Annotated in this window: 16 protein-coding genes; 2 read left to right on the top strand and 14 right to left on the bottom strand. The window is 65.1% G+C overall.

From position 1 onward, the window contains the following. Positions 1–83: 83 nt before the first annotated feature. From BU198_RS25130 to BU198_RS25070, 14 genes are all read right to left on the bottom strand, one after another. Positions 84–4,049, bottom strand: a complete 3,966-nt coding sequence (locus BU198_RS25130; RefSeq protein ID WP_223244910.1) for a type IV secretory system conjugative DNA transfer family protein — start codon at positions 4,047–4,049, stop codon at positions 84–86. 207 nt (positions 4,050–4,256) lie between these two features. Further along, positions 4,257–6,311 carry a hypothetical protein gene (locus tag BU198_RS25125; RefSeq protein WP_188299136.1) on the bottom strand — a complete coding sequence of 685 codons (2,055 nt, stop codon included), beginning with the start codon at positions 6,309–6,311 and terminating at the stop codon, positions 4,257–4,259. A gap of 139 nt (positions 6,312–6,450) precedes the next feature. Next, positions 6,451–8,205 (bottom strand): AAA family ATPase, encoded by a 1,755-nt coding sequence (locus BU198_RS25120; protein WP_317620313.1) that lies wholly within the window; start codon positions 8,203–8,205, stop codon positions 6,451–6,453. Between the two features lie 383 nt (positions 8,206–8,588). Further along, entirely contained in the window at positions 8,589–8,717 is a 129-nt protein-coding gene (locus tag BU198_RS43440) for a hypothetical protein (RefSeq protein WP_262987066.1), read from the bottom strand. Between the two features lie 390 nt (positions 8,718–9,107). Beyond that, positions 9,108–9,644 carry a hypothetical protein gene (locus BU198_RS25115; protein ID WP_188299134.1) on the bottom strand — a complete coding sequence of 179 codons (537 nt, stop codon included), beginning with the start codon at positions 9,642–9,644 and terminating at the stop codon, positions 9,108–9,110. A 135-nt stretch (positions 9,645–9,779) separates the two neighbouring features. Beyond that, the gene (mobL, locus tag BU198_RS25110; RefSeq protein ID WP_188299133.1) at positions 9,780–12,068 is read right to left on the bottom strand and encodes a relaxase MobL; all 2,289 of its coding nucleotides are present in this window, start codon (positions 12,066–12,068) and stop codon (positions 9,780–9,782) included. A 94-nt stretch (positions 12,069–12,162) separates the two neighbouring features. Next, positions 12,163–13,206 (bottom strand): hypothetical protein, encoded by a 1,044-nt coding sequence (locus BU198_RS25105; protein ID WP_188299132.1) that lies wholly within the window; start codon positions 13,204–13,206, stop codon positions 12,163–12,165. After that, positions 13,206–13,730: a hypothetical protein gene (locus BU198_RS25100; RefSeq protein ID WP_188299131.1), complete on the bottom strand. Its 525-nt coding sequence runs from the start codon at positions 13,728–13,730 to the stop codon at positions 13,206–13,208. Before BU198_RS25100 ends, BU198_RS25105 begins: the two co-directional genes overlap by 1 nt. A 146-nt stretch (positions 13,731–13,876) precedes the next feature. After that, complete coding sequence (locus BU198_RS25095; RefSeq protein WP_188299130.1) at positions 13,877–14,557, bottom strand: hypothetical protein; 681 nt, start codon at positions 14,555–14,557, stop codon at positions 13,877–13,879. Positions 14,558–14,842: 285 nt separating this feature from the next. Continuing rightward, a complete protein-coding gene (locus BU198_RS25090) occupies positions 14,843–15,544 on the bottom strand; it encodes a hypothetical protein (RefSeq protein ID WP_188299129.1) in 702 nt (233 codons plus the stop codon). Continuing rightward, a complete protein-coding gene (locus BU198_RS25085; protein ID WP_188299128.1) occupies positions 15,541–16,524 on the bottom strand; it encodes a hypothetical protein in 984 nt (327 codons plus the stop codon). The genes BU198_RS25090 and BU198_RS25085 overlap by 4 nt, the downstream gene beginning before the upstream one ends. A gap of 197 nt (positions 16,525–16,721) precedes the next feature. Next, a complete protein-coding gene (locus BU198_RS25080) occupies positions 16,722–18,929 on the bottom strand; it encodes a phage tail tip lysozyme (RefSeq protein ID WP_188299127.1) in 2,208 nt (735 codons plus the stop codon). Positions 18,930–18,987: 58 nt separating this feature from the next. After that, positions 18,988–20,292, bottom strand: a complete 1,305-nt coding sequence (locus tag BU198_RS25075; protein ID WP_188299126.1) for a hypothetical protein — start codon at positions 20,290–20,292, stop codon at positions 18,988–18,990. A 138-nt stretch (positions 20,293–20,430) separates the two neighbouring features. Next, entirely contained in the window at positions 20,431–20,823 is a 393-nt protein-coding gene (locus BU198_RS25070) for a hypothetical protein (RefSeq protein ID WP_188299125.1), read from the bottom strand. A 317-nt stretch (positions 20,824–21,140) separates the two neighbouring features. Between BU198_RS25070 and BU198_RS25065 the strand changes: the two genes are divergently transcribed. Then, positions 21,141–21,752: a helix-turn-helix transcriptional regulator gene (locus BU198_RS25065; RefSeq protein WP_317620312.1), complete on the top strand. Its 612-nt coding sequence runs from the start codon at positions 21,141–21,143 to the stop codon at positions 21,750–21,752. 808 nt (positions 21,753–22,560) lie between these two features. Next, positions 22,561–22,722, top strand: coding sequence for a hypothetical protein (locus BU198_RS25060; RefSeq protein WP_188299124.1), 162 nt, complete (start codon positions 22,561–22,563; stop codon positions 22,720–22,722). Positions 22,723–22,748 lie beyond the last annotated feature (26 nt).

The raw sequence follows: 22,748 nt of genomic DNA, 5'->3' as shown, positions 1-22,748 counted from the left end.
CCAGTACTGGGGTTGTCCCTCTTGGTCGAGAGGCAACCCCGGCACTGGCCTTCATCCTCGCCAGGCCCCCAAGTGGCCGTCGGCTACTTCGAGTTCATCTCGATGGCCATGGCCCGGTCGAACCGGCCGTCGGCCAGCACCTCCCAGCTCGGCAGCGAGGCCAGGTACTGGTAGAAGGCCGAGTGGACCATCACCGTCACCAGCGACTTCAGATCCTGCTCGGTGACGTCTTCCTCGGCGAACACCCGCGAGTCCCCGTCGTTCACGTGACCGTTGATCCGGCGGGCCGCACGGGCGTACGCGTCCGAGCGGATCCGGCTGATATACGTCTGGGATCCATCGGTGCTGCGCAGCTCGCCGTCGCCGCCGACCGAGAAGTGCTCGCGATCCTGTTCCAGCTCGGTCTGCGCCGACTTGTAGGCCTCACCGATCTCGATGTCCAGGCTCTTGACTTTCGCCGACCCGTCGGGGTTGACCAGCATCTCCTTGCTGATCGTCCCCTCGGCGTAGAGCAGTCGCTGCCGCTCGACGCTGACCGCCCGACTCTCGGCGACCGCAACCCCGACCTCGACGTTCTCGATGAACTGGTCCTCGTCGAACATGCTCATCCCGGTGTACTCATCGGGGTCGACGACCACCGGGGCGCTGGGGTCCTGACCCTGGTCGACCGTGGTCATCGTGGTGATGACCTCCATGACCTCGTCGGCGTAGACATCCGGGTCCAGGCGTTCGATGTCGACCTCCTGGTAGCCGTAGATCTCCTTGTACTGCGCCTTCGCGTCCGCGGCCCTGACCGCCTGCCGCATACGCTTCTCCAGCATCTTCACGAAGTCCGGCTGATTCATCCGTACGTCGAAGTCCACGGCACTGGACAAGGTCGGGATCGTCTGCAGTGAGTACGTGTGTCCAGGGTGTTTGATCGTGTTCCCCAGCAGCCGGAACGACATCGGCAGGATCGTCTGGTTGCGGTTCCAGATCGGCGCGTCGCCGGCGCGGAAGACGATCGAGTTTCGCGGTGCGAGGAATGCCATGTCGTTGTAGCTGATCAGCGGCTCCTCCTTGGTGGTCATCGTGTAGGAGACCCGGCCCTCGGTCTTGCCGCCGATGAGCTTGTCGAGATCCTGGCTGATCTGTTTGCTGTCCCTGTACGACCGGTGCGTCTTGCCGCTCATCTTCTCCAGCGTCTCGATCATCGAGTCGTCCGTGGACTTCAGGAACACGATGTTCGAGGTGTTGCCCTGCACGATCTTGTCGACCGACTCGCCGTAGACATCGCGCAGCTGTTGCAGGGTCTGCAGGATGAGCGTGAACTGCTGCTCCTGGCCGAGACCGATGCTGAGCATCGTCTCGAAGCCGTCGATGCCCTTGCCCTCCGACTGCAGGTTTCCGAGCTCGTCGAGCATGAACCGCGTGCGGTAGAGCGGCTTCTGGTTCGACTTCGTCATGTACGCCTGGTCGGCGCTCACGTCGAACAGCTGCTTGACCAGGATCAGGATCAGCTTTGCGTACTTCATCAGGTGCGGCGGAGTCACCAGGAACAGCGCCTTCGGGGACTCCGAGTAGCGCGCCAGTGTCTGAGTGATCGCCCGTGCCTGGTACGAGACCTTCTCCGGATTGCCGCCGCCGGAGAAGTCCAGCCGTGTGTCCGGGTAGAGCGTGTCCCCGGGCTGGAAGGAGAGGATCCGCCCGTCCCGGGTGCCGCCCTCGCGTACCGGCTTGAGCTCACGCATCACACCGTTCTTCACGATCTTCCTGCCCGTCACCGGCTCGACCACGTAGTGCCGGCCGTTGAGTGAGAGCCGGTAGTTCTTCGTGAAGCTGAAGTAGAAGGTCCGCACCAGCATCTTCGTCTGCGGGTTGACCAGCTCCAGTTTGAGCCAGGCCTCGTCGTCGGGGAACTTGCCCTTGAAGTTGTACCGCGCCCATCCCTCGCGGCCGACGATCTCCTCGTGTGTGAAGTCCTCGCCCAGGTTCTCGGTGAACATCGGGTCCGCGTAGGCCGACCACACGGCCTGCTGACCGACGAGGTGGTCGCGCTTGACGTAGTTCGGCGCGAAACGCACGCCGAGGCGACGCGGGAAGCTCAGGCCGGCCAGGTCGGTGTTCTGCGAGGGCTTGCCCGAGGTCAGCGTCGAGATCGTGGGGTCGGTGAAGAACGACATGGCGGTGATCGCGATGCCGTACACCGAGGCCAGCATCTTCTCCGCCCCGGCCATCGAGCGCAGCGCGTTGTGGGCGTTGCCCACCAGCGTGCGCATGTTGTTGCGGGGCAGCTCCTCGCTCGCGTTGAAGTACAGGCTGAGCATGTCCTGATCAGCCTTGCCCTCCCACATGAAGGCCTGGGCAGCCGCCTTCTCCTGCTCCTCGGCCAAGGCGTCCTCGTTGTTCTCGAACTCGCCGGCCTTGACCCGCTTCTCCAGCTCGGCCTCAGGGTTCTTGATCTTCTTCGAGCTCATCTGTACGAAGAGCTGGTAGCAGTTGTAGAGGGTGACCTTGCCCCAGAGGTCGTCGAGCTTCTGCTCCACCAGGGCCAGATCCATGTTCACCACGGCCGCGGCGCTGCGCAGCTCCCGCTCCTCCTCCAGGTAGAAGTCGATGAGTCCGTAGGCCGCGCGCTTGAAGGCGTTGTTGGCGGCATTGGGCCAGACCGGGTCCTCGCCGCCGTCGAGCGGAAAGAAGATCCCGGCGATGTTCTCCACGTACAGTGCGCACTTGGTGAAGTTGCCCTCACGTGCCGCGTCGGCCGCCAGCCCCAGGATGTTGTAGATGTCGGTCTTCATGGAGTTGATCAGATTGAACTGCACCGGCTCGAACCCGCGAGTGACCAGGGCGACGTAGTTCTTCACCAGCAGCTCGCCCTTGGGGTCGTTGATGACCATGTTCGAGGGTTTCTTCTCACGTGACCACATGTCGATGACCGGCTCGATGTATGTCTGGCCCTTACCGGCCCGGGTGATGGCCAGCACCATGGTGTTCACCGGCGCGGTGTCGACCACGTACGCCCCGGCCGGGCGTTGGACCTCGTACGCCGGGAACGCCCAGTCCTCCTTGATCAGGTCAGCGACGGTCTGGTACTTGTCCGACCCGAAGCCGAGCTTGTCCCGGTTCCGGCCGTCAGGGTTGTACGGAATCAGCCTGGTGTCGTACTTCTGACGCAGCCCCTTGTCCTCGGGGAGCCCTGATGCCTCGAACAGTTCGTCGCCGAAGTCCTCGTCGATGATCGGCAGGGTCTGCGTCAGCGGATTGCCCTCGTCGTCGTCCATGACCTCGCCCGCGTAGTAGACAGGGTGCCCCTTCTCGCCGATGACGTCCTTCGTGGCGCGTTGGGCGACCTCGACGGTGCCCAGGCCTTTCTTCCTGAGCATCATGTGGCTGAGCATCGAGCTGACCTGCACGTTCGAGTGAGCACCGGCGTCGGGGAACCAGTCGTAGTTCTGCTGGATCTCTTCCGGCAGGGCGATGTGCTGGTCGTTGTGGTACTGGTTGATGTCGCTCGTGTCGTTCATCAGGTTCGCCGCGGCGACCTTCCGCGAGAACCACGTGCCGATGATGAGGCCGACCATCAGACCCGAGCCGAGCGTGATGAAGAGTTTGAACCCCGAGACGTCGGCCAGCTGTTCGCCGACGGTCGTCGAGTTCTTCTTGGACTCAGCCGACCTCTCGGCGCCGGGCCTGCCGTCCTTCGCCGCGGTGTACCAGCGGGGGACCGGGACAGCCTCGGCGCTGGGATAACACCTGGCCTTCACATCCGGGTTGCCGTTCTCGGCCAGAGGCCGGTAGCACTTCACGACCGAGCCGCCCGCACCTGTCGTGGTGTCCTGGACGTAGTACACGCTCGGCATGCCGGTACTGCTGCCAGGCCTGCCCGAACCCGCGGACGTGCCCGCCGAGAGCACCGCCGTGGCGATGAGCGAGTAGAGGACCCAGACGACGACCGTCACCAGCGTGCCGGCAATCACCGCGACGACGATGCCCGGTCTGGTCGACCTCAGGGTCGAGAACTCGCTGCGATCGAGCTGCTGGTTGTCGTAGACGTCTCGGTTCGTCAACGTCTCGCCGGGCGACCGCGCTGAGATCTTGTCCCAGCTGCTCGCCTCAGGCCGTGACGCCTTCCGCCTGTTCGTGGCCATCGTGATCCCTTGCTCTCGGGTCTCGCCCGTTCTGCTGTCCAGCGCGCCTGCCTGCGCAGACGCCGACGGCGCATGGGGAACGCGCCCCATGCGCCGTAAGATCACCCGTCGGACTGACCGGATCGTTCAACGGGCCAAGACCACGCCGACGATGAAGCCGGCCACGGCCATCAGGAGCGAGAGCGTGACGATCATGACGACGAGGATCTTGTTCGAGCGGCTCTGCATCTCGGAGGCCCGCGCCAGCTCGTTGGCGTAGGATTCCTTGTCGGCCTGCATCTCCGCCAGGCGCACCTCATACCGCCTGGCCACGGAATCCTCGACCGTCGACAGCCGCTGGAGCAGGTCGGTGGCCCGCGCTACCTGAGAGCTGGTCTTCTCCTTTTCCAGGTCGAGGTTGTGCTGCCACTCGGCGTCCCGAGCCGTCATCTGCGTGATGGCGTCCTTGCGGTTGCGTTCGAGCTCTTCCCCCATCTGGCGGATCCGGTCGGCGTGCTCAGCGCGCACCGACTCCAGGAGGCCCTGCTGCTCCCTGCGTAGGACGCCGATCTCGTCCTTGGTTCGTAGGTGCTCGGCCAGCGTCTCGGACTGGGCGATGTCGGCCTTGCGGTTGTCGTCGACGATCCGCTGGATCTCGGACTTCCACCGGTTCAGGCGCTTCTCCTCGGCTGTCAGGTACTCCGACTGCCGCTCGGCCAGAACCTCGAAGATCCGGGTCTGCCCGGTCTGCATCTTCAGCGTCGCGTCCGAACGCCGGACCCGTAGGATCTCCTGCTGGTTGTGCGCGTGGGTATCCTCGATGTCCCGTTCGATCACGGCAACGGAGTCGATCTGCTCGCGCTCCATCTTCGAGCGGTTGCGCTCCTTGTACTGCAGTTCCGCCGAGAGTGCCGCCTGCTGGGCCACCTTGGTGGCCTGCGACTCGTAGTCCTTGGCGATCTCTGCCCGGCGGGCCCGGATCTTCTCGTCCTTCTCCGTCTGCCGCTGCTGGTGCTCGGACTCGGCGGCGTCCTTCAGCAGCTTGTACCGGGAGCCCGCGCGGTCGGTGGCCACATCGCGGATGACCTGCTCGGTGTGTGCCGACATGAGGTTGACGTAGAGCGCGCGCAGCTCATCCTCGTGCGCGGAACGGAGCTGCGTCAGATCGGCGTTGGCTTGCCTGTTGAGCTGGGCGACCTGGTCCCCGAGCCACTCCGTCGCGCCCTCGGGCACAGCGATCTGCACGACCGGTGCGCCGATGGCGAAGGTCGCGTTGAACTCATCGAGCCGGACATCCAGGTTCAGCTCCTCGGAGAGGAACCGGCGGGCGATGACGTCGCGCACCTGGGTTTGATTGGCCGGCAGCACAGTGTCGCCGGCCTCTTGGTGGTCACCCTCGACACCGTAGTCGGCGTCGGTCTCGTCGAAACCCTCGTAGCCGGCCACCTTGTCGCTGTCGTGGTCCGGCCCCGATTCGACTGGAGCGGTGCCCGCGTCGTCCTCGTCGAACATGGGTGTGTCCGCCTCCTCGTCGTCGACGACGTCACTGAAGAGCGGTTCGTCGTCCGGGCCCTCGTCAGCGACGTCGTCCTCGGGGATCGCGTCGAAGATCGGATCCCCCTTGTCCTCCCCGAGGACCTCGGGGACAGTGGCAATGGCCCCGACTTCGGCGACCATGCCGCTGTGCTCCGCCCACGCCTTCTCGCCCAGAGCCTCTTCGAGACTCGTGGTGCCTGCGAGGACAGAACGCGCCTGAGCGAAGGTCGCATCGTTCACCAGATCGACGAGGAGATCGCCGCCTGGCTTCTGCCACACGACGGCCCAGGTGTAGGTGGCGCCGGTGAGCAGTGAGTACTCCTCCACGCGCGCAAGCGTCTCGCCGGTGGGGATGATGCCGAAGACCTCCTCTTCGATCATCTCCGCCGTGGCCACGGTGCGGATCTGGTCGGAGCTGATGAGCTCGATGATCGAGCCCTTGGCCTCGTCCCGGCCGTGCCGCTTGCTCAAGCCGCCGATGTCGTCGGCTGCAAGCACGAGCATCACCCAGGCCGTCCCGCTGGGAAGGACGAACGGAGTGTTCGACCGCAGCAGCGCGACTGCGGCCGGGATCGCCGTCTCTCTCACCACGGAGGCCAGAAGCTCGTCGGTCTTCTTCTTCCGTTCCTTCCTCTGGCGGACCGATGCCGTTCCCAGAATGCCCATCGATGCCAATCCCTTCGCTAAAGGAGCACAGTTCGCCTGATTTATTAGATCCTATAGCCACCCTGTCTGAGTAGGCAGCCAAAGGGAGTGGATGGACTATCGACTCGTTAGTCGCTGGTTGTCGTCGTCCTTGACTGACTCATCGCACCGCGCTGACCTCGACGTAGGCATCGGAACTCAGCAGGTTCTTGTCATCGCTGACCAGGTCGCCGACGATGTCGATGCGGATCCGTCGCTCCGGGGGGTGCTCGTTGAGGAACGTCGCCACCGCGGTGATGACCTCATCGGTCAGCTTCGACACGGCCGCACGTGCGCCACCGGCATCGGAGTCGGTGTCGCCCTTGTCCTCGATGAGATACTGCAGGACCCTCGAATCGACGTCGACCCGCACGTTGTGCTTGACGAACACCTCCTGCACCATCTGGCGCAGCTTCTTCCGCACGATCTTCCGCTGCGTCGGCAGTGACAGCGGCTGGAAAGGGACGATCGCGTCGATACGGCCCAGCAGCTCGGGCGGGAACCGGTTGTCGCCCGTCGTCGAGGAGATCGAGCGGCGGATGAGTTTCTCGTACTCCATCAGCTGCTTGCCCGAGCCGGTATCGTCGGCGGCGTACTGCGAGATGCTTTTGTAGATCTCCGAGCCGGCGTTCGTCGTCAGCACGATGTACGTGTTGAGGAAGCTCACCTCACGGTTGTTGTCGTCGTTGAGCCTGCCGTCGTCGAGCACCTGCAGCAGCACGCGCGTGACCATCGACGAGGCCTTCTCGACCTCGTCGAAAAGCAGCACAGCGTGGGAGAGGTCCCACACACGCTTGGTGAGCTCGGAGCGGAAGGCCGCGAACGAAGTGTCCTCGGCGTACTCCGTCATGTCGAACCGGATCAGGTGACGCTGGTCGTCGCCGAACAGCAGCTTCGCCAGCTGCTTGGTGAGTTCGGTCTTGCCGACACCGGTGGAGCCCGTGAACAGCAGGCTCGCCATCGGCTTTCCCTTGTCGTTGAGGTCCGCCACCGACAGTTGCAGACGACGTGCCACCGCGCCGGTCGCCCAGTCCTGACTGAACACCTTCTCGTCCAGCTGTTTCTTGATCTTCGCGCCGTCGACCTTGAAGGCCACGTTGACGTTCAGGGCCTCCATGAGTACGTCCGAGAGCAGGTCCCGGTCCAACGGTCGGTGCGTCAGGCGATGCCAGCCGACCATGGAGTCGAGCACGAGAATCGACTTGCGCGGCTGGGCGCTGGCCGGCATATAGCGCTGGGTGTACTCGTAGATCTGCCGGAAGATGTGGTCGTCGTAGAACTCGCCCGCCACCCCGTACCGTTCGGCCATGCCTTGAAGGATCTTGATGGTCGTCACCTGGTCCGGCGGGCCGAGGTTGATGCGCTGCAGTCGCTCGACGAGCGGCTGGTTCGGCGAGATGTGCTTGTGGAACTCCTCGTAGGTCGTCGCCGCGATGATCCTGATGCCGCGGGTTCCCGAGGCAGCCAGGACCGGCTTGATCGCCTCGACGGCGGCGCCGGAGAGCTGAACGATCTGGTGGAACTCGTCGATGAAGAGAACCAGTTCGTGCATCTCGTCCCTGACGAAGTCCTCGGCCTCGTCGAAGAAGCCCTTGAGCATCGCGGCCATGTTCTCGGCACTGCCGGCCGCGGAGACCATGCGCGCCGGATCCACTTCGAGGTAGAGGCGGTACTTGTCGACCAGCATCGTGGCCTGGACCAGGGCCGTCTTGCCTGTGCCGGCTTCGGCCAGCAAGAGCGCGTTGCACAGCTCGGGACGACTCATCGAGGCCAGCAGCTGTGTCATTTCGTGCTCGCGGCCGACGATGTCGCGCTCGGCCTTCTTCAGCGGCTCCGAGAGCTTGGAAAGAAGCCGGTAGCGCTCGTTGAGCTGCACCTCTTGAAACATGCCGCACAAGACCTCTTCACTGGAGTGCAGATATGGCGGGGAAATGCGAGAGGTCGCACCATGGACTCCGGCGCCTCTCATGACGTGCTCTGGTTGCTGTCGCTCACCCCCCGTACTCGGGCTCGCGGACCGAGGCCTTTGTCGGGCCCCGCACTGCGCGGTCTAGCAGGCCACAAGTCCCGGTGCTTCGCTTAGGGGGAGAGGGCGCCGTCGGGGGATTGACGGCGCCCTCTGAATCGGTGACCCTCTGCGCAGCCGCACCATGCGGTGTGCTCGGGCGGGCGGAACCGGCCTGACGGCAAGGCGGCCATTGAAGTGCTGGTCAGCTGGGCTCGCTAGACGACCGGTGAGGCCGTGAAGTTGTGACTGTGCTACCTGCCACAGCACTTGCGCCAGTCGGGCTGTAGAACGCCGTCCGCGAGCCCCGTGGCACTGCCGGCCTTCCACTGGTCGGCCCAGGGGCCGTTGTAGTTCGCGGTGTCGATCGACTTCGTGGACATCGTGCACTTGTAGGAGGCCGCGCTGGCCGGAGATGCCCGGAGCACCGCGCGGGCCGGTCACCGCGACAGCGGTCAGCAGGGCAGCGCCCAGACGGCGAGCGCCTTGACGGGGCAGAACCGGTTGGAACGCAGGATTCATGGAGGGATCTCCTGGGTGAAGTGGAGGCCCCAGCGCTGACGGACAGCCAGCCGAACCCTGGAGCTGGACTCCAACTGATCCCGGATATGACTGTTCTGAGCACGGCGCGGTAACACGCGCCTGCCAGGGCACTCCAGTGGTTGTTTCGGGTTCCAGCGCCGGTGGTGTAGCGACTCGGGCGAGTCAGTGGTGGCCGTTCCTGTACGAACAGGGACGGCCACCGGTATTTTCAGAAGGGGCTTGACTCAGCCTCAGTCGACCGTCGGCTCGTCGACCTCGACCGCCTGCTCGGGCTCGACAGCCGCGGCCTGAGCCTGCGACTCCTTGGCCGCGGCCTGTGCCTCGCGGGCGGCGCGCATGGACGCGAACTGGTTGTCCAGCGTCTTGTTGTCGACCTTGAACTCGGAGGCCTCGACGGACTTGGTGTTGACCACCAGGCCGGTGCCACGTGTCGCGGGCATCACGTTGCCCTTGAAGCCGTAGATGGTGCCGACCTCGTTGCCGCCCTTGTCCAGGATCGGCTCGGTGTTCGGTCCCGCAGCCTTGGCGATCTCCTCCATCTGGTGGGTGGAGTACGGAGCGCCGTTGTTGTGGTGGACCTTGCCGTTCTCACCCGGAATCCGATCGGACTTCAGGTGCAGGTTCGTCTGCGTCGGGCCGCGCGGATCTCGAGCGTCGAGCTGGACGTCGGCGTACTGGGACTTGCTGTCCCTCGTAACGCCGTTCTTGTAGACCTTCGCGATGAGGTTGACTCCGGTCATCGCGCCCTTGCCCTTGAGAAGTGCCATGATCTCATCCTCATTTGCTCCGACTGTCCTCTGGCAAGTCTGACGTGATCAGTCACATCATCCAGACAGGGAGTCGATTCCCCGTCTCGCGCTCCTTACGCTAATGCCGGCATGGGTCATTCGGCAAGGCTTTGACTAGTCCTTCTGGTCGCTCTCCGGGTGAGTCAAGATGGGAGGTGAATGCGAGTCCAATCCCATTCTTACGTTCATTGAGGTCACCGCCTGATCGACCTGGGCCTGGACCCGCCCGATCAGACCGGCGTCCAGCGAGGGAGCCTCGGACCGCTGCGTTCGCTCGCCCTGTTCGCGGTCGGCGCGCAGCTCCGCGATCCGGGAACGCAACACGAGCGGGCCAGATCCCTTGTCCGTCCGCTGAGGCGTCAGCTCCCGGGAGACCCGTGTCATCGCCGCGACATCGTCCACCGGCAGATCGGAAATCGCCTCGGCCTGACCGGACTGGTCCAGGTAGTCCATCGCCGCCAGCAGCAGCCGCCGGCGGTCCCGGGTCGTCCCGGCGAAGTTCCGGCGTGCGCGCGGCCCGATCTCGATGTCGGTGGCGAAGTCGTAGCCCAGGTGGTGCAGGTCCAGGGCCTTGACTTCGTCGAAGTCATCTGCGGCACCGGCAACAATCTCGAAGTCCGTGCAGACCGCTTCGGTCTCCGTGCTCACCGCGTCCCCGGCGCTCGACTCCACGCGCAGCACCAGGCCTGAGGAAGCGAGATCGGCCCGCAGGTCGTCCAGCTTCCGGTCATAGGACTGCTTCATCGTCCTGATGCGTGCGTCCAGCACCGCCCGGCCGTGCGCGCCCTCGGTCAGGAGCCGGCCGCCGGGTTGATCATAGATCGTCCGGCCCAGGCTCTCGGCTTCCTCCGGGTCCCTCATCCGCTGCAGGGAGGTGTCCGCGCGCAGCGCCGTGAGCGAAAGCAGCCGCTGGCGGTAGGCCGCCACCTCCTGCTGCTGTTCGTACCACTGGCCGGCGTCGCCGAGGATGGGCAGGAAGCGCCTGTACTTGCTCGCCAACCGCCGGTGGTAGCCCTCCTCGAAGCGGTAGAAGTCGTAGAGCGGGCGCGAGTCCTCAGCGGCCACACCCCCCTTCTCGGCCCGTTCCCACTGCTGCGCGAGGTCGCGGTAGACCTCGACCTTCTCCCGGTGGTGCCGCAGACGTGAGGCGTAGCTGCGCAGCCGGAAGCCGAAGGAGACCAGATCTGCTTCCGCGTCCTCGTCGTCCGTCTGCCGATCTGCCGCCAGTGCCGCCATCTGTTGATAGTCCATCCCCATGACGTCGAGCATCGGCGTGCGTGCGCGCAGCTCCGACTCCGGCATGGCCCTCAGTGTCTGGTAGACGCCGTTGACGGCGCGCTCCATGATCTGTACGCGTCCCCGCTCGACCAGCTTCTGCCATTCCTCCGTGCCCAGCGACTCCTTCGCCCGGCGATCGTTGGCGTAGTCCACGACTCGCTCCATGGCCTCCGGCATCGGGGACCCGGCACGTTCGAGCTGCTCCTTCACGAGCTCGGTCACCAGCTCGTTCGCCTTGCGCATACGAGCGTCGTTCGAGTCGGCGCGCCACAGCGCTCGGTTCGCTGGCAGGCATGCGAGCACGAACTGCGGCAGAGACTCGGCACGGATCCGCTCGTGCGCCCACCGCTTGATGAAAGTGGTGACGTTGCGCCGCTCGTAGCCGACGGCACTGGAGAGGTGAGCCACCGCCTGCTTCTCGTCGAGCCAGGCATCGACCCCGCGGCGAAGCCGGGACTTGTGCCGGTCCAGCAGCTTTCCGCGCTGTGTGCCGTTCTTCGTCACCTGGCCCCGGCCGCCGTCGACCATGGCCAGGTGGCAGTGCACGTGCTCGGTGTCGATCTGGATGACCCCGATGTAGTGCAGGTCGTCGAAGCCGCTGGTGCCCGAACTCATCCGCTCCAGGCCGTGCATGATCGCCATGCGCAGCTTCATCTGATCGATGTGCCCGCGGTAGTCACCGCGGGCTTCGCAGTGGAAGTCCTCGTCGACGATCTTGTGCTTCCGCAGGTACTCCTCGTCGAAGGACAGCACGGTCTTCAGCACGGTGTGCCCGGCGTCGAAGTAGTGCTGGATGTCCTTGCTGGCCGCTTTGAGCTGCTCGTCGGAGAGCGAGATCGAGCCGCAGCCGAAAGCCACGCCGCCTTTGCCCTGGGCCTGGCGCATCTCACGCTTCGCCGCGCCCCGCGAGATACCGGCGCGCTCGACGGCTGACTCCCGCGCCAGGTAGCGCAGGATGAAATCGTCGGTGCGCAGGCGCTGGATCGGAGCCAGTGACTCCGTCGCCTGCTCGCGGGCCATATACCGGGTGACGTAGTCGCCCGGCGTCGCGCCGCGCGATCCTGTGCCGCCGGGCAGCGGCACGCTGAACTCATTGACGATCACGATGCCCTGCTTGAGGCTCATCGTCGCTCTCCGTCCTGTCTCGCTACCGATGTACTACGGCCCCGGCTGCCGTGTGCCAGCAACCGGGGCCTTGCTCGTCGTTCCTGATCCGTCCTCAGGAACCCAGGATCTGCTCGCCGTCCTCGCCGAAGTCCAGGTCGGCCGCACGCTGGGCCACTTGGCGCTTTCGCTCGTCCAGGCTCGGGACGGGCCCGGCTTCACGTCGACGGGCCTCCCGCTCCGCCGGCTCCAGGCCGAGATCTGGGTCCAGGTCGCGCTGCGCCTCCCGGACCGGGAGCGGGGGAGCGAACGGCACCTTCTGCTCTTCGGCTCTGCGCAGTGGTGCAGCCACGCGCTCCCGGTAGAGGTTCTCCGTGGTGCCCTCGGTGCTTGCCCGCTCGGTCTGGTGCTGTTCCCGTTCGGCGGCGATCTCCGCCTCGACCTGCTGCAGGCGAGCACTCATGCCGCCGACGACCGGGGCTGTCTTGGGCGCGGGCGCTCGGACGATCTGCTCGACGTCGGTGTCCAGGCCCAGCTCATCTACAGTGAACAGCGAGTTGATTGCGTCCGAGCGCGCCTTCAGTCCGCGTGCATCGACCACAGTCTCGATCAGCGGGACGCCGTTCTTGGAGTGGTCGGCGAAGTAGTCGGCGAGGTCGTAGCCGCTGGACTCGAGATCGATCTCCAAGCCCCCGATACCGCGGACCTGGGTGAAGACCACGGGAGCATCGCCTTCGGTCTGCGTCCCCGACGGAGCGAGCACGAGCATGTCCGCTGTGGCCGGCAACTCCCACTCGATCCCAGTGACCTGCTCGGGTACCGCGAAGCCGCTCGCGAAGTAGCCCTTGCTGACGAGCGCGGACAGCTGCTGGTTATCGAACTCGTAGAAGGCGTCCACCTTCTCGCCCTGGCCAGGGGAGTAGGTCACCTGGGAGATGCCGAACGGCAGTGCCTTGGCCGGCGTAACCGAGCGGAGCTCGCCTGTCATGTGCAGATACGGGCGGTAGTTCTCCTCCTTGCCCCGGTGCACGAGTTCGAGCGATTCGACCATGACGCCGAGCTCGGCGATCACCCCCTCCAGTTGGTACGTCTCCACTCCTCGTTCACGCAGGACACGGTGGGCCCATACGTCGTTCATCGTCAGTCCTGCGGTGCGCATCACTTGCTCCTCTTGCCGTTGGTCTTGCTCTGCTTGGTGGTCCTCGTCGTGGACTTCGGTGTGACGTCGGCCCCGGTCGCCTCGCCCCGGGCGTCCCGGATCTTCGCGATCATCCGCGTTGCCCAGCGCCACATGCCGCGCATCACGACGATCTCGCCCGCGGCGAGCAGTGCGACCATGAAAAGGAGCGGCATCAGCCACATGGCGATGGTTCCGTCAGCACTGAGCGCACCCCGGGATGCTCCCGACTGCTGGTGCAGCCAGGCGCCCAGCATCGGGATGACGACCACGGCCGTGACGAACGCCAGCAGGTAATTGGCGAGAAGGACGATGGCCCGGAAGAACCCCGCCCACACCACGATGGAAAACCCGCCGGCCTCTTTCTTCGGGGTCAGACGCAGCCATCCGGTGCCCAGCTTCGAGTCCTTCTGCTCCTTCACGGCCTTCGCCGTGGTCTTCTTCGTCGTCGCGGCCGTGCTCGTCGGGGCGGTCGTCTCGGTCTTCTCCAGGGTCTGGGTCGACATATTCGTGTCCTTACGTCTCGTCGGTGTCTTGTGGGGTGTGTGCTGAAGCAGCGGGCGGTCCACTCACCCGGTGGACTTGGATGAGGGCCGTTCTTCGCTGGCGGCATCGCGGGTCTTGCTGGGGGCCCGATAGGCGTCCAGCGAAGTCACCGTGCCATCGTGGGAAGTGGAGTAGGTGAAGACCGCGAACTCGCCCTTGGTGGTGTTGTGCTGATCCGCTCCAACGCGGACCGGATCGAGCCGGGCCACCTCGTGTAGGAGTAGTTCAGGCCCTGTACCCGATTCACACCGATGTCCAGAGCAGCAAGCGTGTATGTGGTTCCGGCGCCCTTTGCGGCTCCGGTCGCCGTCATCCACTCCGGCACGAACTCGGTGAGTGCCCGGGATTCGTGGTCGAGGAAGCCGTAGCGCGCGTCGAGCAGAACCTGCTGCTCCTTGACGGTCCGGGTCGACGCCGAGCTGCCGGTGAGACTGAGCGGAAGAGACCGCCCAGTTGCCCAGTCACGGTTCACCTTCTCGATGTCCATGCCCGGCAGCTGGGCCAGCAGCGCCGCGTGTTGCGTCGCCAGCGTGGTCTTGGCGTCGCCGAGGTTGCCTTCGAGCCTCTGGACTAGTGCGTCGCTCTGGGTGTCCCTCGCGGCCGGGCCGTCGCTGAGCAGGCCGGAGACGAGCGTGAACACCGAGAGTGCGAGTAGCGCCCCGCTGCTGCCGAGCCGGATCTTCCCGGAGTGCTGGCGCAGCCTGTCCTTGATCTCCTCGTTCACGGTGCCTTCACCCCCCTGCTTCAGGGTCTCGCCCGTGGCCCTCGTGCCGGTCTGGATACTCACGAATGCCTTGTGGGCCAGGCCGCAATCGGCGCGGGCCCAGGCCAGCAGCCTGTACCCGTCCTGCTCTCCATCGCCAGCCAGGCCACCGTGACGGTGCCGTCGGCTTGACCAGGTGGGGCACCTAGGCGATCCACTCAAAGCTGGAGTTGAAGCTCGTCGGGATCCCGACACCAGCCGCCACGTCAGACTCACCGGTCTGTGTCGATGCCATTGATCCCCAACTCGCCGCTCCACTCAGATATCAGTCTGACTCTATCAACAAGGCGAGTTGAAAGGGAGTCTGGATCATTCGGAATGGCGGGTCTCGCCACTTGCTGGGGTGCCGGAGAGATTCGAGACCTTGCCCTGGGCGTCGATCGTGACGAAGAGCAGCGCACGTCGGTGCGCCGTGACGTTGGCTTTGCTCGACTTGTTTTGGGACGCCGCGTCGGAGGTGACCTCGACGTCGGCCAGGACGGCGTAGGTGTAGACGCCTGCCTTGACGTCGACGATCTCGATGCCCGGATCCGCGCCGAGGGCCGAGTTCAGGCCGACCGTGTCGATGTAGTAGTAACGCCGTCCCTGGGCGTCCTCGTTGAACCTCGACGGAGGCATGAACGACGTCAGGAACATCTCGTTCTCGGTGAGACCGAACCGGCTCTTCAGGCTCTCGCGCGCCGCTTCGTAGCCCTGTCCCGAGTCCCAGGTGAAGGTCATCGAGAGCAGCGACATGATGCGCTCACCGTCGGTGCTCAGCCGGTTCCGGCTGACACCCAGGGCCTCCATGACGTCCGCGTTCACTTGCTCGGCGTTCTTCTTCTGAATGCCTGCCAGATGCCCCTCGACATCCTTGATCTGGACTTCCTGTTCGACCAGGGCCGCGCGCTGGCTGCTCCAGGTCACGCCGGCAACCGTCGCGACGACCGCGAGGGTCACCGTCGTGGCCAGGGCCGCGAGGTTGCGCCGGAGGGATCCCCGCCGCGTGGGCGCAGCCGACTGTTCAGTCATCGCTTCCCCTTCTCTTCCTGTGGGCCCGTGTCGCCCAGTTCAGGGATTCCGGACCCGGCCGCCACCTTGATCACCTGGTGCTCGTACTGAGCCCCAGTGGCGGTCACCACGAGCGCCAGGTGGTCGAAGGCCCCCGTCGTCCCGTTGGCCACGTAGCGCGCGCTCGCCCAGGCGAGCACCTCACCGCTCGTCGTGTCCCGGCACAGCCAGACGACCTTTGCCGTGTTTGTCGCCACCGATCCGCCCTTCGCGCTCAGGTCGGGCATCACCGTCTCGACCTTCCAGACATACGTGCTCGGGGCAGCTGCGTTCTGGCCGTCGTGGCGGATGTACCAGGCGTAGCGCGGGTCGATCTTGGTGGTCGCGTCGAATGGTGTCAGCGATGAGGTGCCGTATGCCTCCTCGTCGCTGACCAGGAAGGAGTTCTTGCTGAACAGTGGGGCCATGTTCCTGCGATGCTTGATGATCTCCAGCGTGGCCTGGTTCGGAGCCCCGTTGTTCGGGCTGGGCTGGGCGCCGGCCTGGTGGTACAGCGTGGCGAAGGCCTGCTCCCCGGCCGCGACCTTTTTCGCGTCGGCGGCTGCCGCCTCGGTGAGCTTGGACAGCCGAGTGCCGGCGTCCGCTGTCACGCGCGTGGACTGGGCATCGTCCAGAAGTCCCTTGAGCTGGATGAGGTGGACCTCGTTGTCCGCTGCGCTCGCCTTGAAGCTCTCGCCGGTCACGCCTGTGGCGACGATCAGGGCAAGGATCCCGACCCCCATCGCTGTGGTCACACTGCGTCGGATCAGACGCGCGTTGTCCTCCCGGCTGGGTGCCTGGCCCCGTTCTCGTTGGCGCTTCACCCAGCCCGCAAAGTGCTCTTCGAGCTCGACTCCGGTGACCTTCTTGCGTGTCTTCGGTGCCGCGGGCTCCTCCTCGGGTATCGATCCGGTCTCCCGGTCGGGTCCCGGGCTATCGGGCTCGTCGTGGACTGTCGTCACCGAACGCACTCCTCACTCCATGTTGCCCTCATAGGCGACTCAAGTCTATACAGACAGGCATTCATGACCGAGTGTGAATCCATTCAATGGGGGTGTCGAAAAGTGGATTCGGCACGCAGAGCCTGCGCCTGACATGGAGAGGCCGGCGCCCAGGTCGTACGGCACCGGCCTCTCGCTCCCAGGTCAGATGCAGCGCATCAGGCCCTCTTGATCTTGTCGGAGGGGAGCATGGAATCCGACATGTCGACGAACTTCCAGCCCTCGGCCATCATCCGCGCCGCACTGTCGATGCGAACCCGACCCATGAAGGCGCAGTAGCCAGCCTCGCCGAGGATGACCTTGTCGCCCTGGACGCCCAGCACCACGAGAGTGTGACCGGCAGGGGCCGAGCTCGGGCCGGAGCCCACCGAGTACGCCGTCGGAGTCGAGGACATCTGCTTGCCGGCCTCCCTCGCAATCGTGTACGCCGTCTCCTTGCCGTCGCCGACCGGGTAGGTCTGGAACGTCGTGTACTTGTTCACGAAGTAGGTGGAGAAGCTCACACAGTTCATCGCGTGGTTGTCGCCGCAGGAGCCAGGGCCTCCGCCCGGACCGTACCGATCGTCGAGGAACTTGTTGCCCTCCTTGTTGAAGAGGTCGACGAGGCCCTGGGCGTCCTCCTGCGTCATCCCGCCGTTCTTCAGTGAGACGGGACTGCCGCCCTGGGAGGTGCAGTTGCCCAGGATCGTGTTGATTCCGTCCACGATGTTCTCGATGATCCCGCCGACGATGTTCTCGACGCCGCCCACGATCGAGCTGTCGACCGACCAGCCGCTCATCTTGCCGAACCACATCTCGGCCTTGTCGCCTCGCGCGGTGAGCCCGGCCGCGCCGTCGGCGGAGCGCTCCCAGTTCTCGTGAAAGTGCAGCGCTGCCGTGCGCGGCGAGCCCTGCGACCTCTTGAGCATGTCCTTGAGGACCGTGGCATCGCCCGGGTTGTCACCATCGACCATGAACGCTGCCTGAGCCTTGATCGTGAACCAGTCGACGCCCTTGCTCTTCGCGTATTGGCGGAGCAATGTGTTACGGCCGCCCGTCCACTGTCCGAGACCGATGCCGTTGTCCGTGTTCTGTGCGGCGCTGGCCTTCGCGGCGGTCATGGTGTAGGTCCCCGTGGGGAAGTTTTGTACGCTCGTCGGGTCGACCCCGGACTCCTGTGACCAGTTGCCGAGGATGCCCGCGATGTTCTCCTTCGGCATCCCCCAGCTGCTGAGTACCGAGTAGATCTCCTTGGCGTTCTTCTCCACGTCCGCTGGTACGGCAGCCCCGGAGCCGTTGCCGACGCTGCCTGCGTTGACGGCGCACGCTGCTCCGTTCGCGTTGATGCTGCCCTCGGTCTGCGCTGTCGAGTTGAGGACGCCCGTGAGGACCGTGCCCAGCAGGGCCACGGTGGCCGTCACCGCGGCTATGCCCGTCACCGCGGCAGTGACGGGGGCCACCGTGGCCGTCACCGTGACACCCAAGACCGCGCCGGCCGTGTTGGCTATGAAGCTGCCGATCGCCATGAACGGTGCAGCGATCGCGTGGCCGACCGCCTTGAGGGTGTTGACGAAGAGTGTCCACAGCAGCTTCCCGGCGTTGACAGCCGTCGCCATGGCCGCGAAGAACATGGCCTTCAGCCAGTTCAGGAAGGCCATGGCCATGACTACCCCCATGGCCGGCGGGGCAGCGGCCGCGCCACCGCCGACGGCGACGCCCTTAGCCGCCTTCGAGCCCAGACCCTCGTCGCCCTTCGGCGCGCCGCGCTCGTAGCCCGTGCCGCCGGCACCCAGTTCACGCTGGTCGGCAGGCTTGGCTGCTGGGCCGCCGCCGGTGACCTTGGACACGCCCTTGACCGCGCCCTGGGCCCCCTCGACTCCGACGTTCTTCGCTGCACCAATGGCAGCTCCCGGAAGCCCGCCGGCCTGTGCGCCTGCCACGGCACCGGAGACGGCAGCCCCCGCGTAGCGCCCGGCGTTACGGCGGGTCGCGCTGTTGCCGTCTCCCTCGATCACCTTCTGGGTCGCGCCTCCGGCCATGATCCCGGCGACGCCGTTCATGCCCTGCTTGATCTTCGACCGGGTATTCGCGGCGCCAGTCGCCTTGCCTGCGGTCGCTGCACCATCTGTGGTCTCTGCGGTGCTTGCCGCGTCCGGCATCTTCGGCGGAGTGTTCGCCGCGCCAGAAGGGCCGGAAAAATCAGCTCCCGGCCCCGTGGACTGCTTTGGCACGCAGGCCTCGCCTTCGGGTAGGCCCTCGGTGCCCTCCTTAAGGCCGAGACCCTTGGTCCCACGACCCTGCCGGGGCATCCCCTGGCTCACCGACGTGTTCGGCTGGGCCTTCGCCGTTTCCTTCTTGGGGCTTTGATTCGGCTTGTCGGCGACCATGTCGTCTTCCTTTCCTGCTCAATGCCAGGTGGTGGGTTGCGTCACCTACTTGCCGCGCTCAATAGAGCGTGGTGAGGAAGTCCTTGTCGTTGCAAATGGTGCTGTTGGATTGCACATCCCTCAAGCTCACGTCCAGTCGGAGCAGGTCGAGGGAGAGGTCCGATTCGTACTGGGACTTGTTCCTGGAGTAGTTCTGATACGCCTGTGAAAGGTTGTTCATGATGTTCATGAGCGGGCGCATCGTCACGTCAGAGGACTGGTAGTCCCTGGTGAGGCTGGTGCCGTCCGAGAGAATCCACTGCATGTCCGAGGTTTGACGGCTGGTCGGATCCGAGCCTCCGTCACGCTTCTTGGTGAAGAACTGGGCGTAGCTCTGTCCAGTCGGCACCAGGGCGTGGAGGTAGCCGTCGTAGACGTTGCCTGGACGCCAGTTGAGGTCGAAGCCGCCCGGGACGACGTGCGCGGTCTGCAGCGCCAGCGTCGAGACGCCGTCCTTCGCTTCAGCTGCGGAGACGCCCGTGATCTTGTCGGTGGCGATCGAGGCCGGGACGGTCGGCGGGCGCAGGAACAGACCGTCGAGCTTCGTCGTCTGCAGGTCGGACGTGTAGGACTGAATCTGTGTCAGATTCGTGCGCATCTCGACGAGCTTCTGGTCCAGGGCATCCCTGGCTTCGGTCTCCTTCGCCTTGAGCGCGACCTCGTAGTAGGCCTGCGAAGGGTCGAAGGCCAGGGCGTCGAGCGCCGCGATCTTCTGGACGCCGGACGCGCCGGGGTTGAAGAAGACCCGCCACTGGTCGTATTTGGAGAAGGTCTCGTCGCCGGCCAGCTTGCCGCTGCTCTGCGTCTGCTTCGCTCCGGGAGTGGTGAGTTCGGCGTTCGCGCGGACCGTCAGGTTCAGCACTTGGCGGTCGAAGGGCCGGTCGGCATTCAGGAGGACCCCGACGTAGCCGGTGGAGCCGAAGGCGTAGAAGGAGCCCTTGATCCCGCTGGTGCTGACCGGCTTGCTGTTCAGTGAGGTGTCCGACCCGAGCAGGAACGCCTTGTAGTCCGCGGCGTTGTACGAGATCTGAGCAGTCGGACTGAAATGCATCATCACGAGCGTCTTGTTGCCGCTCTTGTTGGTGTAGACCCCGTCGACGGTGCCGTCGAGGTTCGTCTTCGACGTCTTGAAGTCGCTGGTGTACAGCGCCGTCTGCGATAGCAAGTCACGCTCCGCTTGGTACGCCAACGCCCCCGATGTGCTGATCGCGATCGCACCCGTGACCGCGAAGATGCCGAAGAACACCCCAAAGCGCTCGATCGCGTGGTGCGAGTCGAGCTTGAACTTCCTGTTGAAGGCCAGTGCCTTGTCCTTGATCCCCATGTTCTGCTCTCCTTCGTGCCTGCGCTGTGCTGCGGTCCCGGAAATGCCGAACCGGATCGGAGGAGGCCTTGCACCTCAACCGACCCGGTTCGTTCGACGCCCCTGTTCCCGGTCGTGTGCACGGTCTGTGACGGCCTCCTACTTGGAAGGGCTGCTCAGGAACCCGTCGACCTGATCGGCGGTCTGGACGATCACCGTGCCTCCGCCGAGGTCCGTGATGGTCTTCTGGCCGCCAGAGCCGATCGTCGAGATCAGCGACCACCCACCGGTACCCAGGGCTCCGCCGACGAGGATGAGGAGCGCGATCGTGGTCCAGCCCTGCTGGTTGCCTCCAGACTGCGGGTTGGCCATCAGCTTCTTGATCAGAAGCACACCGCCCCATACCAAGCCGGCAGCGCCGAGCAGCATGAGCAGAAGACCGCCCCAGAGCTCGATCTGGGACTTGGTGTTCTGCAGGAAGCTCGTCAGGTCCCAGCCTGCGCTCGGCAGGGAGGCCTGTGTGAGGGCCGCTGCCTCGTAGATCTTCGTCATAGTTCTTTCCTCTCGCCTTTAGGATCATTCGGTGACATGGCAGCGAGTCACAAGGCGACAAGCGCAGGTCGCCCACACGGGTGGGAGCAGATAGAGCTTGAGTGGTCAGCTTTATGTCGCCGACCCGCCTGTCGGCTCATGTATGTGTGCGTCTGTAGTGGCCAATGTACCCCATTCGAACTGCATGCATCAGAGGGTCGCGAAAGGCTATCGACAAGTAGTCGAGAGGTGCTCAGAAGCGAGGCGAATCGACGCCGCAACGGTCGACCGCAGGTCGTGGTGGACTCCTGTGGAATCCGCAGTGTCAGATGTGTAGTGTGCTGCCCCAGCACTGCTGCGACGCTGGCCTGCTCAGTTTCGAGGCGGCCACCCCCACACGCCCCGTCAACCGCGATCTTGACCAGGAAGTGCGATACGCCATGAACCCACTGCCCGGGGACCTTTTCGCCCGCCGACTCCGTCAAGAACGCGAACGCCTCGGCATCAGCCAGGCGGAGCTGGCGCGCCGTATGTCCGTACTGCTCGGCACGAACCTTGACGCCACCGCCATCACGCGCATCGAGCAGCAGACCCGCGCGGTGAGACTAGATGAGGCGGTCACCGCCGCCAAGGCGCTCGGGATTCCTTTGATCACACTGATCAGCGATAGCTACGCCCGGGAGAACGAGGCTGAGATCCAAAACCAGCTCGCCGAACTCGCCCTCGCCGAGCAGGAATGGGAGAGGCTGCGCCAGAAGATTCACCGGATCACCCGGACCGTCCAGCAGCTCTCCGCCGAGCGGGAGGGCTTCCGCTCTCACGCGCTGGACGTCAACCCTGAAACCGTCGGCGGCTACGAACTCGACCCTGAGACCCAGGCCGCTCTCGACGCCCGGATGCGTGATGTCCGCAACAAGCCGGCCGGAGAGGTCCCAGGCCCAGGGTCATGACGCTGTTCCGGACGGCCTGGCCGAACTCCCGGGCGTAGACAATCACCGTCTCGGGCTTCCACCACCGGTCGGCTCTGGTCACACTCTCTCCCGAAGGCCCGGCATCGGTCCGCGACCCCGGTGGCCGTCGACGTAGTCCCCGGACGGATTGAACTCGGCGGCCGAGAACTCCTGAACGGCCGCCACCGGGGGTGCAATGGGTCTGGGCACGGCGAGTGGTACCGCAGCACGGCAGAACGATGGGTTCCACACCGCTCCTCCTCGTGCGAGCCAGGGGGCATTCCATCCGTACGGCAGGTTGCCCGCCTCGCCCGCCGAGATCGCCCCGTGAACCGTTTGGGCTCTGCTTGGTGGTAACCGAAGAGTCGCCGGCAGCGTCGAAGCCGCCCCTGTCGGCGTGCCTGACAGGCCGATCACTGCCGCGCCTTCCGACCCTTGGCAGTGGAACCTGCTGAACAGGGTCGACTTCGCCCGGCCCTGATGAGGCTCCAAAACGAAGCGTTATCAGCCCCTACGTAGCCCCCGGGCAGATGACCGCACACCTGTGCGCGGCAGCCCGAAATGCCCGCCGGCCCCACTGGCCCTGGAGCTCGCCCAAGCCCCGCGAGCTGGGCCGGCTCGCGAGGGAGGATTAGCTGCTGCGGGAGAAAGACACAGTGACAGTCAACCTGTGCCAGCAGGTGCAGAAGCTATGAAAACCGTTGTTGTTCGGAGTGGGAGAGTGCAGGGGCTCGAACCCGATGACGGTGTACGCCGATCCCGAGCGGCAGTTCCGTGCTCCTCGAGCAGTACAGCTAGGCTCGTAGGCATGGGAATCGACTGGGAGAACATGTTAGGCACAAGCGGCAACGGCCTCAACGGCGCCTACGACAGCGCGGTCTCCGCGGTCATCTACGGCGAGGACCAAGGGGGCAGTCATCGGCTACTCCCGGTCGGCGAAGAATTCGACGACACAGACGGCCTGCGCTGACCTGAGCGTACACACGAAAACGCCCG

It is taken from the genome of Streptomyces sp. CBMA156, assembly GCF_014596515.1.
Taxonomy (GTDB): Bacteria; Actinomycetota; Actinomycetes; order Streptomycetales; family Streptomycetaceae; genus Kitasatospora.
Note: the sequence above shows the minus strand (reverse complement) of the source record. Positions and strands in the feature narration are given on the sequence as shown.